11 protein-coding genes are annotated in these 14,506 nt (G+C 65.0%); 3 read left to right on the top strand and 8 right to left on the bottom strand.

Going from position 1 to position 14,506, the window contains the following annotated elements; translation table 11 throughout:
* Positions 1-126: 126 nt before the first annotated feature.
* From B7E02_RS02310 to B7E02_RS02300, 3 genes are all read right to left on the bottom strand, one after another.
* Positions 127-1,485, bottom strand: a complete 1,359-nt coding sequence (locus B7E02_RS02310) for a M20 family metallopeptidase (RefSeq protein ID WP_080792650.1) — start codon at positions 1,483-1,485, stop codon at positions 127-129.
* Positions 1,486-1,513: 28 nt separating this feature from the next.
* Positions 1,514-3,133 (bottom strand): AbgT family transporter, encoded by a 1,620-nt coding sequence (locus tag B7E02_RS02305; protein WP_245802138.1) that lies wholly within the window; start codon positions 3,131-3,133, stop codon positions 1,514-1,516.
* Between the two features lie 504 nt (positions 3,134-3,637).
* Positions 3,638-4,573, bottom strand: a complete 936-nt coding sequence (locus tag B7E02_RS02300; protein WP_080792643.1) for an aldo/keto reductase — start codon at positions 4,571-4,573, stop codon at positions 3,638-3,640.
* Positions 4,574-5,025: 452 nt separating this feature from the next.
* On the opposite strand from B7E02_RS02300, the gene B7E02_RS02295 reads away from it, so the two are divergent.
* Together B7E02_RS02295 and B7E02_RS14975 are read left to right on the top strand one after the other, a co-directional pair.
* Complete coding sequence (locus B7E02_RS02295; RefSeq protein ID WP_080792638.1) at positions 5,026-5,223, top strand: hypothetical protein; 198 nt, start codon at positions 5,026-5,028, stop codon at positions 5,221-5,223.
* Between the two features lie 132 nt (positions 5,224-5,355).
* The gene (locus B7E02_RS14975; protein ID WP_080792635.1) at positions 5,356-6,048 is read left to right on the top strand and encodes a transposase; all 693 of its coding nucleotides are present in this window, start codon (positions 5,356-5,358) and stop codon (positions 6,046-6,048) included.
* Between the two features lie 108 nt (positions 6,049-6,156).
* Here the strand turns inward: B7E02_RS14975 and B7E02_RS14280 are convergent, their stop codons facing one another.
* Both B7E02_RS14280 and B7E02_RS02285 read right to left on the bottom strand, forming a co-directional pair.
* Positions 6,157-6,312 carry a hypothetical protein gene (locus B7E02_RS14280; protein ID WP_179129634.1) on the bottom strand — a complete coding sequence of 52 codons (156 nt, stop codon included), beginning with the start codon at positions 6,310-6,312 and terminating at the stop codon, positions 6,157-6,159.
* 5 nt (positions 6,313-6,317) lie between these two features.
* On the bottom strand, positions 6,318-9,797 hold the full coding sequence (locus B7E02_RS02285) for a proline dehydrogenase family protein (RefSeq protein ID WP_080792632.1): 3,480 nt from the start codon (positions 9,795-9,797) through the stop codon (positions 6,318-6,320).
* A 119-nt stretch (positions 9,798-9,916) separates the two neighbouring features.
* On the opposite strand from B7E02_RS02285, the gene B7E02_RS02280 reads away from it, so the two are divergent.
* Positions 9,917-10,441 (top strand): PepSY domain-containing protein, encoded by a 525-nt coding sequence (locus tag B7E02_RS02280; RefSeq protein WP_080792628.1) that lies wholly within the window; start codon positions 9,917-9,919, stop codon positions 10,439-10,441.
* On the opposite strand, the gene amn is transcribed toward B7E02_RS02280, so the two are convergent.
* The 3 genes from amn to B7E02_RS02265 form a co-directional block, all read right to left on the bottom strand.
* Entirely contained in the window at positions 10,438-11,871 is a 1,434-nt protein-coding gene (gene amn / locus B7E02_RS02275; protein WP_080792625.1) for an AMP nucleosidase, read from the bottom strand. The two genes, B7E02_RS02280 and amn, sit on opposite strands and share 4 nt — an antisense overlap.
* 80 nt (positions 11,872-11,951) lie before the next feature.
* Positions 11,952-13,451: a CoA-acylating methylmalonate-semialdehyde dehydrogenase gene (locus B7E02_RS02270; RefSeq protein WP_080792620.1), complete on the bottom strand. Its 1,500-nt coding sequence runs from the start codon at positions 13,449-13,451 to the stop codon at positions 11,952-11,954.
* Positions 13,452-13,493: 42 nt separating this feature from the next.
* Complete coding sequence (locus tag B7E02_RS02265) at positions 13,494-14,453, bottom strand: NAD(P)-dependent oxidoreductase (protein WP_281248235.1); 960 nt, start codon at positions 14,451-14,453, stop codon at positions 13,494-13,496.
* Positions 14,454-14,506: the final 53 nt, after the last annotated feature.

Genomic DNA, 14,506 nt, shown 5'->3' with positions numbered 1-14,506 from the left:
TTCTGCTATTAGATCACCGGTTGGGCAGGGCCGCAGATCCCGATGTCACAAACTCCGTACAACAGCCGGAAGGGCCCCGCATTTCCCCTGGAAGAGCTCGCATAGTACGCAGTTTGTTATACGGGGTCAGGAATCCAGGTACTCCTCCACCCTGAGCTGGCCGCCGGCGGCCTCGAACTCGGCTGTCGCTGCCTGCAGTAACAAGGGGTCGGCCAGGGCGTCGATAGCCACCTGTGCCAGGCCGATCGCGGCGTCGACTGCGCCGTCGACAGCCTCCTCGGTGCGGGTGAACTCGGCGAAGGCGCGGGTGTGCAGCGCGACGTTCTCCGGTGAGATCTTCACCATCGGGTGAATTCCGGGAACCAGGTGGGAGACGTTGCCGAAATCGGTGCTGGCCGCAACGGTATCCGGCAGCACACCGGCCGGCAGCGCGGTGCGCCCGCGACCGCTTTGCGTGCGCGCCCACCGCACGGCCAGCGCGTGGTTGTTGCGAACCGGGAGGCTGGCCGGGTGGATGTCCCACTGCTTCTCGACGCCCACCCCCGCCATCAGGGCGGCACCGTCGAGGATGTCATCGACGCGGCGCGACAGATCCAGCAGTGCCTCGGGGAGCAGCGAGCGGACGTATATGGAGAGGGTCGCCTCGTCGGGGATCACACTCGGGCGGTTGCCCCCTTCGGTGATCACCGCGTGGAAGCGGTCGCTCGGTGGCATCTGCTGACGCATCAGTCCGAACCCCTGGTAGGCGAGGCTCGCCGCATCAAGGGCGTTTCTCCCCATGAACGGTTGCGCCGAGGCGTGCGCGGAAACTCCGCGGAAGGTCGCCGTCATGGTGCGGCGACCCACCCAGGCGTGCTCGGCGACATCGAAGCCGAAGGGGTGGATCATGATGGCGGCGTCGATGCCCTCGAATGCACCCTCCGCGATCATGTACTGCTTGCCGGAATGACCCTCCTCCGCAGGGGTTCCGAGCAGCACGATCCGTCCCTGCGGTGCCCCTTCGATACTCAGCGCGCTTATGGAAGTGAGGAAGGCACCGACACCGGCGGCGGCGATGATGTTGTGCCCACAGGCGTGCCCAATCTCCGGAAGCGCATCATATTCCGCCAGGATCGCAATCGTGGGGTCGGTGTCGGGATTGAACCCAGGTGTGCTGAACCGCGCCTCGAGTGAGGTCTGCAATCCGTACACCCCGGTGCTCGCCGTGACGCCGTGTCGCGCGAGCAGGGAGACGATCGCATCGCGGGCGTGGAACTCCTCGAAGGCCTCCTCGGGATGGTCGTGGAGATCGAAGGCGAGGTCCCGGAGATCGTCGCGCAGCCCCTCGCCGACTTCCTGCGCCTCACGCCAGAGGAGGGACTGGTTCGGATAGTCCCAGGTCACCTCCTCCGCCGGCCGGACGGCGTCCTTGCGCGCCGAGATCCCTGCCTCCATGTAGTCCAGGTAGACGGTCGAGGGTGTCGTGGGTTGTGCAGAATTGCTCATGACAACTTTCTACTCGTGTTGATGATTATCAGTTGAGGAATATCTGGGAACCCGGCCCCAGGGGCAGATCCGCATAGAACCAGATTGCCAGAACTCCGGCCCATGCCAGCCAGAAGGGAATGACGAAGGGGATCATCCTGGACATGAGCGTGCCCAGCCCCGCGTTCGGTTCATAGCGCCGCAGTAGTCCCAGGATCACAATCATGTAGGGATTGAGCGGGGTGATCACCTGGGTTGCGGAATCACCGACGCGGAAGGCGGCCTGGGTGAAGGAGGGCTCATAGCCGAGCAGCGCGAACATCGGGACGAAGACCGCGGCCATCAGGGTCCACATCGCCGAGCCCGAGATGATGAGCAGATTCAGGCAGGATGCCAGGATGATGAAGGCGATGATCGCGGGGAATCCGGTGAGACCGATCTTCTCCAGGCCCGCGGCACCCTGCACCGCCGTCCAGGTTCCGATTCCGGTCCAGTTGAACAGCGCCACGAATTGCCCGAGGATGAATGCCAGCACCAGGAAGCTGATCATGTCCTTGATGGAATCACCCATCATCCGGACCACATCATCCATGGACTTGATCGTGCCGAGCACCATTCCATAAGCGATTCCCATCACCATGAAGAGAAGGAAGACGATAAACACAACGGAGCTGAGCAGCGGGGACTTCGGCAGGAATCCGCCGTCCTCATTTCTCCAGGGCGAACCGGGGATCAGTACCGCGATCAGGACGATGATCGTGGTCAGGAGGGTGACCCACATGGAGACCTTCAGCGCGGTGGATTCCTGGGCGCTGAGGGTCGGTGAAATCTCCTCCTCCGTATGCTGGCCACCGTCCTCGGCCGCGGCGTAGTCGACCGCCACCTTCTGTCGCCACAGGCGTGGTTCCAGCACCTTGTCGATGAGGAACCCCGCGAGCAGTCCGAGCACCACCGAGGAGGCGATGTTGAAGTAGTAGTTGGAAACCGGATTGACCTCGGTGGTCTCGATCCCCGGAAGGGTTTCCATAACCGCATTGGTGATACCGGCGAAAAGCGCGTCGAGGCTCGTGGGGACCGGGGACGTGGAGTATCCGGCCCCGACGGCGGCGAAACCACCCAGGAGTCCGGCAACCGGATGCCGTCCCGCCGCCTTGAACACCATCGCGGCCAGTGGTGGCACCACCACGAATGCGGCATCGGCCATCACCGATGCCGAAATGCCGATCACGCCGACCGCGTAAGGGAGCACGGCTTTTCTCGCCGAGCCGAAGAGCTTCCTGATCAGCGCGGACAGCATCCCCGAGCGCTCGGCCACACCCACAGCCAGCAGGATGGGCAATACGGTGACCAACGGTGGGAAACCGATGTAGTTCTCGCCGAGATTGATGGTGAGCCAGGTCAGTCCTTCCCCGGTGAACAGGCCCTTGATATCGAGCTGCTCACTGGAACCCGGCACCTGCACGGAAACGCCCATCCACGCCATGATCGACGAGGCCAGGGCCGTGATGAGGAACAGACCCAGGAAGAGGGTGAAGGGGGTGGGCAGCTTGTTGCCTAGCTTCTCGACGCCGGTGAGGAACCTGTCGCCCAGCTTTCCGAGGGTACTGCTCGGTGCGTCCGGCACCGCCGGATCCGCACCGTGATCATCGTCTTTTGTTTTTGAGGTCATAGTTGTATCGATCCTTGTCATCGAATGCGTGCTCAACGCCGCATCCGTCGCGGCACGGGTCATTGAAGCGCTTCGCCCCTGGCGGAATCTGTCAATTTTTAACTAAAAATTCAGTATTCTTGCCTTTTTCGTTAACTGTCGAGCACTAGAAAACATAACACTCCGCTTTTCTATAGGTCAAAAGATACTGGTCTCGACCACCTCCCCTCTTTCCCATAAAAACCCTTCAGCCAGCAGATTGGGCCGGACCCATCCTCGTGGGGCGGTGCCCCCGGACGGGGTGCCACGTTCCAGCACGAACCATTCTAGCAGCTCGATGTGGCGCAGTTCACATGATAAACACCGCCTAATCTGTGTGAAACCTATGACACCGGAACGGCCGGAAACATGACAGATCCCGGGGGCAGGCACACGGCCCATCCCCGGGATGGCTTCCTTCGCTCCGCAGTGTTAACACTGCGTCGTGCCGCCCCCACCGCTTATGGAAGGTTGCGGCCCCGCCATTTAGGCGAAGGGGGCGGATGCCTCGTCGAGGCGTGAAATCTGGGCGTCATCAAGCGAGAGCTGCGGTGCGGCCAGCAGCTGTGGCAGCTGTTCGACGGAGGTCGCCGACGCGATCGGCGCGGTGACCCCCTTGGCAAGCAGCCAGGCCAGGGCGACGGTGGCCGGGGCGGAGTCGGACTCCTCGGCGATTTCCCGCAGGGCATCGACAACCACGAAGGCCTTCTCGGTGGCCTGCGCCTCCGCGAAACCCTGACGGGCGTGGCCCCGGAGGTCCTCCCGGGAATGGTACTTTCCGGTGAGCAGGCCGGATGCGAGCGAGAAGTAGCTGAACACGGCGGGTCCGAACTCATCGACGATGGGACGCACGCCGGTTTCAAAGTCGCGGCGGGTAAGCAGGTTGTAGGCGGGCTGGACCGCCACGGGCGCCGCCGTGGTCCCCGCGGCCTTCTCGAAGAACTCCCGGAGCCGCTCGGGTGAGTAGTTGGACAGTGCGAGATGCTTGATCTTTCCGCCGTCGATCAGGTCGGTGGCGATCTCGATCTGCTCGTCGATGGAAACGGACTCATCGTCATAGTGGTAGTAGAAGATGTCGATGCTCTCCACCCCCAGGCGCCCCCTGGAACCGTCGACGGCCGTGAAGGTCGCCTCACGGGAGCGCCCCTTGAGCGACTCGAGCGCGCCGGACTTGGTTGCGATGATCAGCTTGTCCGCACCGCGGGAGGCAATGTAGCTTCCGAGAATCGTTTCGGACTCACCGCCGCTGTTCCCCTCCGCCCACGCCGAGTAGGCATCCGCGGTATCGACGAAATTGCCACCCCCCTCCACAAACGCATCGAGGACGGCGAAGGACTGTTCCCTGTCGGTTGTCCACCCGAAGGTGTTTCCGCCGAGGTTGAGTGGGAAGACATCGAATTCGGTTCCCTTGATCAAAGTCATGGTTTTCTCCTGTGTCGAGATGATGGTCGGGCTGCTTTCGCTGAACCACCGTACTCGAAATCGACCTCCGCCGAGGGCGGTCCCGGCGCCGTCCGGGAACGGCACCACGGAGCCCGCAGGAGCCGATCCGGACCCTGGAAACCTCCTCCACCTGCAGCAATCAGTGGGGGATACGCCCGGTTGCTGCATCACCGGCGATGCGACCACCTCGGATGAAACTGCCCGCGGCCGCGCCTTTTGGCAGGAGTGCGGGCGCCGGGGAACATGGGAGGGGCCGGGACACCGGGAAGGGGGTTCAATCCCCGGTGCACCGGCTGACCATACGGCTCCCGGCGACGGACAGCTGATCAGCCAAATCCGGCGGGTCTGCACCGTCGCTGACGGCGCCGGGGCACTGCTCACCCGCGTCTGCCACCGCTACCCGGCGTTGACGGGCCAGGACTTACATCCAGGTGAAGAAACCAGCGATTGACTGGTACGACACTCACGATCAGCAGGAACTGGTCAGCGCGCTGGTCAACGACGCACTCGCCCTGCTCGATGCGCTGGATGTCGCGGCGATCCCTGTCGCCGGCGGGCGGGGGCAGAAGCCGTCGCCCCGCTGGCTTCGGTGGCCGGCCAGGACGTGGACCCTGCTGAGGATCGGGTGATATCGACCGTGAATCCCTAAGTCGCGGCATGTGCACAAGTCTTGTGAGCGTGGCCATGACGGCTACAAAGGCCATCCGGTTGTCGGCCATCCGGTTGTCGAGCCGGACACGGGTCTGACCACCCAGGTGTCGATGACCACGGCCACGGGCCCGGAGGCGACCGACCCGACGGCAGGGGCCGAGCTACCCGCCCGTGCTTCCACGCTGGAGGAATCCGCTGGTGACGAGCCGATCATGGTACTCGGCGATTCAGCCTACGCCTCCGGGTCGATGCCGAATACGCTGCAGCAACACGCGTTCGGGCCGGTGTTTAAACCGATGCGGTTGCGAGCTGCGGTCGACGGTGGTTTTACCGTCGATGATTTCCACCACGATGACATAGCCGCAACCCTAACGTGCCCGGCTGGACACACTCGGTTCATCAGCGAGTCGGGGCAGGTGGCTTTCGGCAAGATCTGCACGTCGTTTCCTTTGCGTCAGCAGTGCACGACGTCAACGTCCGGGCGGAGGATGCGTTTGACTGATCATGACATTCTGCTGCGTCGGCAGCGGTGGATCCACTGGCTGGACTGTTTTGGCGAGACGTTTCGGGCGCATCGGCCGATGGTGGTAAGGACCATCGCGTGGATGACCCGTGGATCGCGGCGTCTGCGGAACATCGGGGTGCGCAAGAATGACGCATGGCTATATACATCCGGGCGCGGGAATTACCCTGCAGCGGCTGCTGACCCCGGGTTTGGAGCGCGGTCAGGGAGGGTGGGCGATCACTGGGTAAGACCCGGCCCCGAGGGGGTGCCTCCGGGCCGGATCCGCGCCAGAGACTGAGGTGGACTCGAGGTCTTCTCGTGTCTGCGTCCCCCTTTCTTGTCAGGTGATGTCCCGGCCGCGCATGGACTCGGCCACATTGAATCCACCGAATTATTCAGCAGCCTCCTAGGAGTAGGGGTTGCTCGACATCGTCGTCCACGCACTCGACAGCAGTCCGAGATACTCCGGATTCAGAATCTGGCCAGTGACAAAGCCGCCGAATACTCCGAGCACCGCCCAGGTGGAGAAGTTCCACAGGAAATTTGTGATGAACTCAGGCATTGAAATCACCTCCTTCCATAAGCGAATTTCGGGTCACGTTCTTTTTTCAGGTCCTCCGCCAGCTTATGGAAGTCCGCGGAGGGATTGCCGAAGCGGTGCAGCGTGATCGCCAAGGACTGTTCCCTGAGCCAGTACCGCAGCTCGACCCGGCCGGAGGAGGTCACGGCATCATCAAGGAGGGCAACCTCAGGGCGCGAGGAGAGTCGCTCCCGGAGAAACTCGCTGACGGTTCCGATCACCCGCACCCGTGCCGAAAATGCCTCGTCGTAGCTGCCGCGGGTGAGGTTGGTGATGAACACGGACTCGTCGACGACCTCCACGTCAGCGCCGGATCGCTCCAGAATCGTCCGTACCCTCGCCGATACCCCCACGCTGCGCAGGATCCGCACCCGGGCCCCCGTCGTCTCGATGGCCAACAGCGCCCTGGCCACATCCCTGGCCGCCGCGTCATCCGCGACCCGCAGCACCATCTCCGTGGGCAGGTAGCGGAAGATATTCGCCTCGGCGGTCAGCCCCGAGGGGTCGCGGGGCCGTGAGAATTCCACCTCCCACGCATCGCGGTCGCTGGCGTTGGCGATCTCCAGCCATTCCACCTCACCCGCGTCGAGCACCCCCGCAAAGCGGTTGATCAGCGGCGAGGGCGTGGTCGGTGCGAACTCCCCCGGCTCATCGGACCAGCGTCCCATGAGCATGACATAGTTGGGCCCGCCCGCTTTCGATCCCAGCCCCACCGAGGATTTCTTCCAGCCACCGAAGGGTTGGCGCCGGACAATGGCCCCGGTGATGCCACGGTTGACATAGGCGTTCCCCACCTCCACCTCGTCGATCCACTGCCGCACCTCGACCGGGTCCAGGCTCTGCAACCCGCCGGTGAGACCGAACTCCGTGGCGTTCTGCAGGTCGATCGCCTCCTCGAGCGTCTCCGCCCTCATCAACCCGAGCACCGGCCCGAAGACTTCGGTGAGGTGGAAGTAGGACCCCTCCCGCACCCCGTCCTTGATCCCCGGCGTCCACAGCCGTCCCGTGTCATCGAGCTGGCGCGGTTCGAGCAGCCAGCGCTCGCCGGGCTCCAGGGTGGTCAGTGCGTACCGAAGTTTTCCAGTGGGTTCCTCGGTCAGTGGACCCATGGTCGCCGAGGCGTTCTGCGGCCAGTCGACCACGATCGATGACGCCGCATCGATGAGCTGTCTGCGGAATCTCTCCGAGTCATGCACCGACCCGACGAGAATCCCCAGCGACGCCGCGGAGCACTTCTGTCCAGCGTGCCCGAAGGCGGAGTTCACCAGATCCGCCACCGCCAGATCACGATCGGCGGAGGGCGTGATCACGATGGCGTTCTTGCCGGAGGTCTCGGCGCTGATCTTCAGTGACGGCCGCCAGGAGGCGAACATGGCCGCGGTCTCGGAGGAACCGGTCAGGATCACCCGATCCACCCCCGGGTGGGCGATCAGCTGACGGCCGGTGTCACGGTCGGCGGGGTAGACGCAGCGCAGCACCTCGCGGGGCACCCCGGCCTCCCACAGGCACGAGACGACCGCCGCCGAGCAACGTCGGCTGGGCCCGGACGGCTTATGGATAACCGCCGCCCCCGCCGCCAGCGCTGCGAGCGTCGAACCTGCGGGAATGGCGATCGGGAAGTTCCACGGCGGGGTCACCACAACGACGCGGTCGGGGGTGAACCGCGCATTGTCCACCTCGTCGAGTTCCAGCGCCAGATGTGCGTAGAAACGCGCAAAGTCAATGGCCTCGGAGATCTCAGGATCGGTTTGCGCCACCGACTTGCCCACCTCCGCTGCCGCCACCGATACGAGGTGGCCGCGCCGCCGGCCGAGGATGTCCGCGGCCCGCAGCAGAATCTCAGCGCGCTCACGTGCGGGTCGCGCCGCCCATCCCAGCGCGGCCTCCCTGGTCGAGGTCACCAGTTCCTCAACGTCGGCACTGCCTATCGACGCCGGCGCCACCCTCCCCTCCAACCAGCCCGGCTCCACCGCCTGCTCCAGTGCCGCCCCGGCCCACCGCTGATTGGCTGGCAGCGCCGGATTGGTGTCGGGCTCGTTGTAGAAGGTGGTGGGGCTCCCCGGTTCCTGGGCCGTGCTTCGGTCCTGGGAGTCATTGGGCCCCGGGACCGGTTCTTCCATAAGCGCCACCAGCTCGCTTATGGAAGCCCGGAACCGCTCCTCCTCCCTGTCGAAAATCGTGCCCTGCGCGCGGAGCTCAACGATGCCGGACATGAAGTTCTCGCTCGCGGAATTCTCCTCGAGCCGGCGCACGAGATAGGAGATGGCGGCGTCGAATTCGCTGGGCCTGACAGCGGGCACGTAGAGAAGCAGCTCGCCGACATCGTGGCTGACAGCCTTGGCATGGTCGGAGGCCATCCCCTGCAGCATCTCGAACTCGACGCGATCGGAGACTCCACGTTCCACTGACAGAAGGTGGGCGAAGGCGATGTCGAAGAGGTTGTGCCCGGCTATCCCCAGCCGCAGTCCCCTCATTTGCTCGGGGTCGAGTGCGTGGAGAAGGACCCGCTTGTAGTTGGCATCGGTGGCCTGCTTACTGGGAAGCGTCGCAAGCGGCCAACCAGCGATCTCGGCGTGGACGCGTTCCATGGCCAGGTTCGCACCCTTGACCAGGCGGATCTTGATTCCAGCGCCGCCCCCGGCCACGCGGTGTGCGGCGAAGTCCCGCAGTTCCATAAGCGAGGCCAGCGCATCGGGGAGGTAGGCCTGGAGGACGATGCCCGCCTCGAGTTCGGTGGTCCCGGGCAGCGAGAGCAGCCGCTTGAACACCTCGATGGTCAGGCGGAGGTCGCGGTACTCCTCCATGTCGAGGTTGATGAACTTCGAGCCCGCAGGTGCCGCGGCCACCTCCAGGAACAGTGGTGTCAGGCGGTCCACGACCTCCTCGACGGTGGTGTCGAAACCCCACATGGAGATCTGGGAGGCCACGGAAGAGACCTTGACGGAAACATAGTCCACATCCGGGCGGCGCAGCAGGTCACGGGTGTCCCCGAGGTGTTTGAGTGCCTCGTCCTCCCCCAGCACGGCCTCACCGAGCAGGTTGATGTTGAGCCGGTGACCGTCTGCGGTGAGCTCCGCGACGGCCCGGGTGAAGGGCTTATCCCTGGCGTCGACAATCATGTGGCCGACCATCTGTCTGATGCGCGCGCGTGCCGCCGGAACCACCACCCTCGGCAGGCGACGCCCAAGCAGCGAGCCGGCGCTGATCTGGGCGCGGTCCAGCAGGGACATCGATTCGGGCATGATCGGGCGCAGTTCGTGGAGGGCGTGGGCGGCGGCGTCGACGTCCTCGGTGCGGATCACCCTGTCCACGAAACCGACGGTGAAGGCCAGTCCGTTTCGGTCGGAGAGCACGGCGGCCAGTCTCCTGGCCGCGGCGTCACCGTCGCTTTCCTCGCTGCTGTACTTCAGCCAGGTCCGGACCTTCGCTACGGCATCATCGGCAAGTGTTTCCAGGTTCACGGCAATTCACGCTCCTTGCAAGACACGAGGCTTCAACTGTGACCCCCAACATAGCGTCATTCGCGTTTCACGGAGTTCGGTTAGCATCGGGACGGACCCGCACCCGACCCCAACGGGAGAGCCGAATGCCCCGACGTCCCCTTCCCGCCGCGCTGGCCGGTACCGCCCTCCTGCTCTCGGGCTGTGCCGCCACCGACTCGCCTGACGACGCCCCCGCCACCACCCCGGCGACAACGGCGCAGGCCGCACCCACCGGCATCGACCCCGCCTTCGCGGTCATCGACGCCGTCCTCGCGCAGCATCCCGGCGGGGTGATCACCGTAGTCGACCATGACCTGCGCACCGGATCCTATGATGTGGATGTGGTGATCGACGCCGCGGTGATCAAACTTGAGGTGGATGACGCGGGCCGGATCAGCGTCGCGGAGCGCGAAGGCGACGATGATGAGGATGTGCGTGCGGCCGCCGATGCGACGGTCACCGTCGCGGAGGCGCTCCGACAGGCACTGGATCTGCACCCGGACGCGCTTGCTGACGATCTCGAGCTCGAGGAGGATGACGGCCGGTTGATCTGGGAGATCGATCTGGACACCCGCGAGCGCACCGACCTGGTCGAACTCAGCATCCCGGCGGTTGCACCCCGCCCCTAGCGGAACGGAACCTCGCCGAGGGTCCGGCGCAGCTTCCGGGTACGCAGGCGTTCCGGATCCAGTGCGAGGTACTCCATCGCACGCACCGCGCACATGACATGGGCTTCCTTGGAATTGGAGTAGAAGGCCTGCGCCTGGGCGGGCAGTTTGGGCACGGCGTGCAGGGGCAGGTCGGAGACCGACAGCAGGGTTCCATAGGGGATCCGGTAGCGGTAGCCGTTGGTGGCCAGGGTGGAGGATTCCATATCCACCGCGACCGCCGTGGAGTTGCTCAGCCACTCCCACAGCTTCCGCGGGGTGTGCCATTCCCAGTTGCGGTCATCGGTGGACATCACCGTACCGGTGCGCATGAGATCATTGTCCCTGCCGTAGATCTCATCGACGCTGGCCTCGAGTGCGCGCTGGATCTCCGGAATCGCCGGGATGGGGTTGCCAAGGGGGATGCGCTTGTCCAGAATGTGGTCCTCGCGCTGGTAGGCGTTGCCGAGAATGAGGTCGCCGATCCGCATGCGGGCATCCATTCCGGCGCAGTGACCGATCATCACCCACGCCTCGGGTCGCAGCACGGCGAGGCAGTCGGTGATGGTCTTGGCGTTGCTCGGGCCGACGCCGATGTTGATGATCGAGATGCCGTCACCGTCGGGTGTGGTCAGGTCATAGCGTGGCATCTGGAAGCGGCTGCCCAGGTCCAGACTGTGCACCCCGCCCTCGGCGCTTATGGAAGCGGCGGTGGCGGCGTCGATACGCTGCCCGCTCGGCAGCACCACCGCGTCGTACCTGGTGCCGGGCCCGGTGAGCGCGTCGATGCCGTGGCCGACGAATTCCGTGGTGTGCATGGCGTAGTTGGTGAACAGGATGTAGCGCTGCAGGCTGTCGACGTCGATTCCGGTGTAGTGCTGGATGCGGGCGCAGGCGATATCGAAACGCTGGGGGCGGAAATGGAACAGTGGCAGTTCATCGCCGTTGAAGGCCTCCCACTCGCCGTCGATGATGTCATCGTGAACCTCGTCGAGGGTGGGCCGGGGGATGATGTCGGCGACGTCGCCGGCCCTGCGGGCCTCGTTCGCCGACGGAGCGCCGCGGATGTACTCCGGCGGGATGCGGATGTCGGAGGTGCCGACCTCGATGCGGCAGGGGTAGTTGTCTGTCAGGCGTTCGAGCTGCTCGCGCAGGTACCATTCCATGATGTGCGGCTTGGACAGCACGGCGGCGTAGCGCCCGGCCCTGTCGACGTAACCGAAGGGTTCGGTCCGGTCGATCGGTTTCCACTCGAGGACCTCGACCACGAGCTTGGGGTAGACAACCTCGCGGTACAGCGCATAGTTCTCGGTTTCCAGGGAGCGCCTGGCCAGCTCGGTGGATTCCCGGTAGATCTCGATCAATGTGGTGACGGCCCCATCGATGGTGGCCACCTCGTGCATTCTTCCCATGGCCCACACCTTATGTGGTTTCCCGCCGCCGCGCGCCCGCTTGCCGACGCCCACGGTGGGCGTCGGCAAGCGGTGGGCGGTCAGTTCACCGGGAACCCCAACTCGATCTGGGATTCACTGGGCAGCGGCCAGCGCGTGGTCACCACCTTGCGGCGGGTATAGAAGTTGAAGGACTCCGGACCGTACATGTGGGTGTCACCGAACAGCGAATCCTTCCAGCCCCCGAAGGAGAAGACGCCGACGGGCACGGGAATCGGAACGTTGATACCAACCATCCCTACCTCTATATCGGCCTGGAACTCGCGGGCGGTGCGCCCGTCGCGGGTGAACAGCGCCACCCCGTTGGCGAAGTTGTTGGCGTTGATCAGCCCGACCGCCTCCCCATAGGTGTCCACCCGCACCACGGAGAGCACGGGGGCGAAGATCTCCTCCTCGTAGACCTGCATGCCGGGGCGGACATTGTCCACCAGGCTGGCCCCGACGAAGAAGCCCTCCAGATCCCGCGCTGCGGTGCGACCGTCGACGACGATGCTGGCCCCCTCCTCCGGAGCGGTGGCCAGGATGCGGTCCGCGCGTTCCCTGGCCGCGGCCGAGATCAACGGCCCGATATCGGTACCCGGATCCGCCCCGTCACCGAGGGTGAGCCCGGCCATCCGGCGGGTGATCCGATCCACCAGGTCATCGGCTATTTCTCCCACCGCGACGAGCACGGACACCGCCATGCACCGCTGCCCGGCCGAACCGAAGGCCGCCGAGATTGCGGCATCGGCAGCGGAATCGAGATCCGCATCCGGCATGACCACCATGTGGTTCTTCGCCCCGCCGAGCGCCTGGACCCGTTTGCCGCGCTCCGCGGAGGCCGCGTAGATGTGCCGCGCGATCGGCGTGGAGCCAACGAAGGACAGCGCCCTCACCGCCGGATGCTCGATCAGGGCGGTGACGGTGTCCCTGTCGCCGTGGACGACGTTGAGCACGCCTTCCGGCAGACCGGCGCGCGCGAAGGCGTCGGCTATCCACACCGCCGCGGAGGGGTCGCGCTCGGATGGTTTGAGGATCACCGCGTTCCCCGCGGCGATCGCGGTGGCGATCATCCAGAGCGGGACCATCGCGGGAAAATTGAAGGGCGTGATGCACGCGACGACGCCCAGCGGCTGCTTGAGCTGCTGCACATCCACCCCGCCGGCCACCTGCTGCGCCCCCTCCCCCTTGAGATGGTGCATGAGACCGGCGCAGAACTCGACGTTTTCCAGGCCGCGGGCAATCTCACCCATAGCATCGGGAACGGTCTTTCCGTGCTCGAGCGAGATGATCGCGGCCAGCTCCTCGCCCTCGGCGCGCAGGATCGAGGAGAGCGCGAAGAACACCTGGCTGCGCTTTGCCAGTCCCAGCGCGCCCCACGTACGCTGCGCGGCGGCCGCGACCTCGACGGCCTCATCGACGAGTGCGGCGTCGGCCAGCGGGACGCGGCGGATCACCCGGGCGGTCGCCGGGTTGTAGACATCGGCATAGCGCGCGGACTCGGTCACCCGCTCCGTGCCGATGACGTGGGCGATAATCTCCGTTGCCACGGAAGTAGTCATGTTTCACTCCTTAATTTCAGCGGTCTATGGAAGGTTGCGGGTTCAGGCGACGGACCGGCCGGCGTCCTCGCCGTCCCAGCCGGCCACCCGCCCGGCCGGGTCGACATACTTCGCGATCAGGGTGCAGTCCCTGCCCCCGTATCCCTCGGCGATGAGTCGGTCCAGCTGCGCCCCGACGATCTCCGCGGCGGGCAGTTCGATACCGGCGGCGGCACCCGCGGCGAGCGCCAGCCCGACGTCCTTGGCTGCCAGTTCCGCGGCGAAACCGGGTTCATAGTTGTTGTTGGCGGGGCTGGAGGCACTGACACCCGGCTGCGGGTACCAGGTCTGCTGCGCCCAGGACCGTCCCGATGATGCGGAGACGATGTCCCAGAACACCTTCGGGTCCAGGCCCATCCGCTCGGCGAGCTGGGCGCCCTCCGAGTTGGCCACCACATTGATCATGAGCATCATGTTGTTGGCGATCTTCGCGGAGATCCCCATCGCGGGTCCACCCGCCTTGAAGATCCGCCCCGACATCGGCCCGATGAACTCCGCCGCCCGATCGCAGTCCGCGGGATCACCACCCAGCATGAACGCGAGGGTTCCATCGGCGGCACCGCTGACGCCACCGCTGACCGGTGCGTCAACGAAGGAGAAGCCGGCCTCGCCCGATCGCGCATGGAGGAGGGTGGAGGTTTCGATGTCAATGGTGGAACTGTCGATCAGCAGGGTGCGCCTGTCTGCATTGGCCCAGATGCCCGACTCCCCCTCGAAGACACTGAGCACGTGCGCACCCTTGGGCAGCATGGTGAACACCGCATCCGCACCGGCCACCGCCTCCGCCACGGAGTTGACGCTTCGTACCCCCACGGATGCGGCCTGTTCCCGCGCCCTTTCACTGAGATCGAAACCCTGCACCGTGTGTCCCGCACGCACGAGGTTCGCCGTCATCCGCGAGCCCATGTTTCCGAGACCGATCCATCCGATTGTGCTCATTGCCCATTCCTTCCATAAGCGGATCGAGTGTGCCTCACACTCGACGTGTCATTGTGATCTGCAACTCATGATAGGGG

It is taken from the genome of Corynebacterium pacaense, assembly GCF_900169525.1.
In the GTDB taxonomy this organism is placed as follows: Bacteria; Actinomycetota; Actinomycetes; order Mycobacteriales; family Mycobacteriaceae; genus Corynebacterium; species Corynebacterium pacaense.
Note: the sequence above shows the minus strand (reverse complement) of the source record. Positions and strands in the feature narration are given on the sequence as shown.

Excerpts from the sequence above, each read along its gene's own strand:
- B7E02_RS02310 (WP_080792650.1), bottom strand. The coding sequence starts at position 1,485 with ATGAGCAATTCTGCACAACCCACGACACCCTCGACCGTCTACCTGGAC.
- B7E02_RS02305 (WP_245802138.1), bottom strand. The coding sequence starts at position 3,133 with ATGACCTCAAAAACAAAAGACGATGATCACGGTGCGGATCCGGCGGTG.
- B7E02_RS02300 (WP_080792643.1), bottom strand. The coding sequence starts at position 4,573 with ATGACTTTGATCAAGGGAACCGAATTCGATGTCTTCCCACTCAACCTC.
- B7E02_RS14975 (WP_080792635.1), top strand. The coding sequence starts at position 5,356 with ATGACCACGGCCACGGGCCCGGAGGCGACCGACCCGACGGCAGGGGCC.
- B7E02_RS14280 (WP_179129634.1), bottom strand. The coding sequence starts at position 6,312 with ATGCCTGAGTTCATCACAAATTTCCTGTGGAACTTCTCCACCTGGGCG.
- B7E02_RS02280 (WP_080792628.1), top strand. The coding sequence starts at position 9,917 with ATGCCCCGACGTCCCCTTCCCGCCGCGCTGGCCGGTACCGCCCTCCTG.
- amn (WP_080792625.1), bottom strand. The coding sequence starts at position 11,871 with ATGGGAAGAATGCACGAGGTGGCCACCATCGATGGGGCCGTCACCACA.
- B7E02_RS02270 (WP_080792620.1), bottom strand. The coding sequence starts at position 13,451 with ATGACTACTTCCGTGGCAACGGAGATTATCGCCCACGTCATCGGCACG.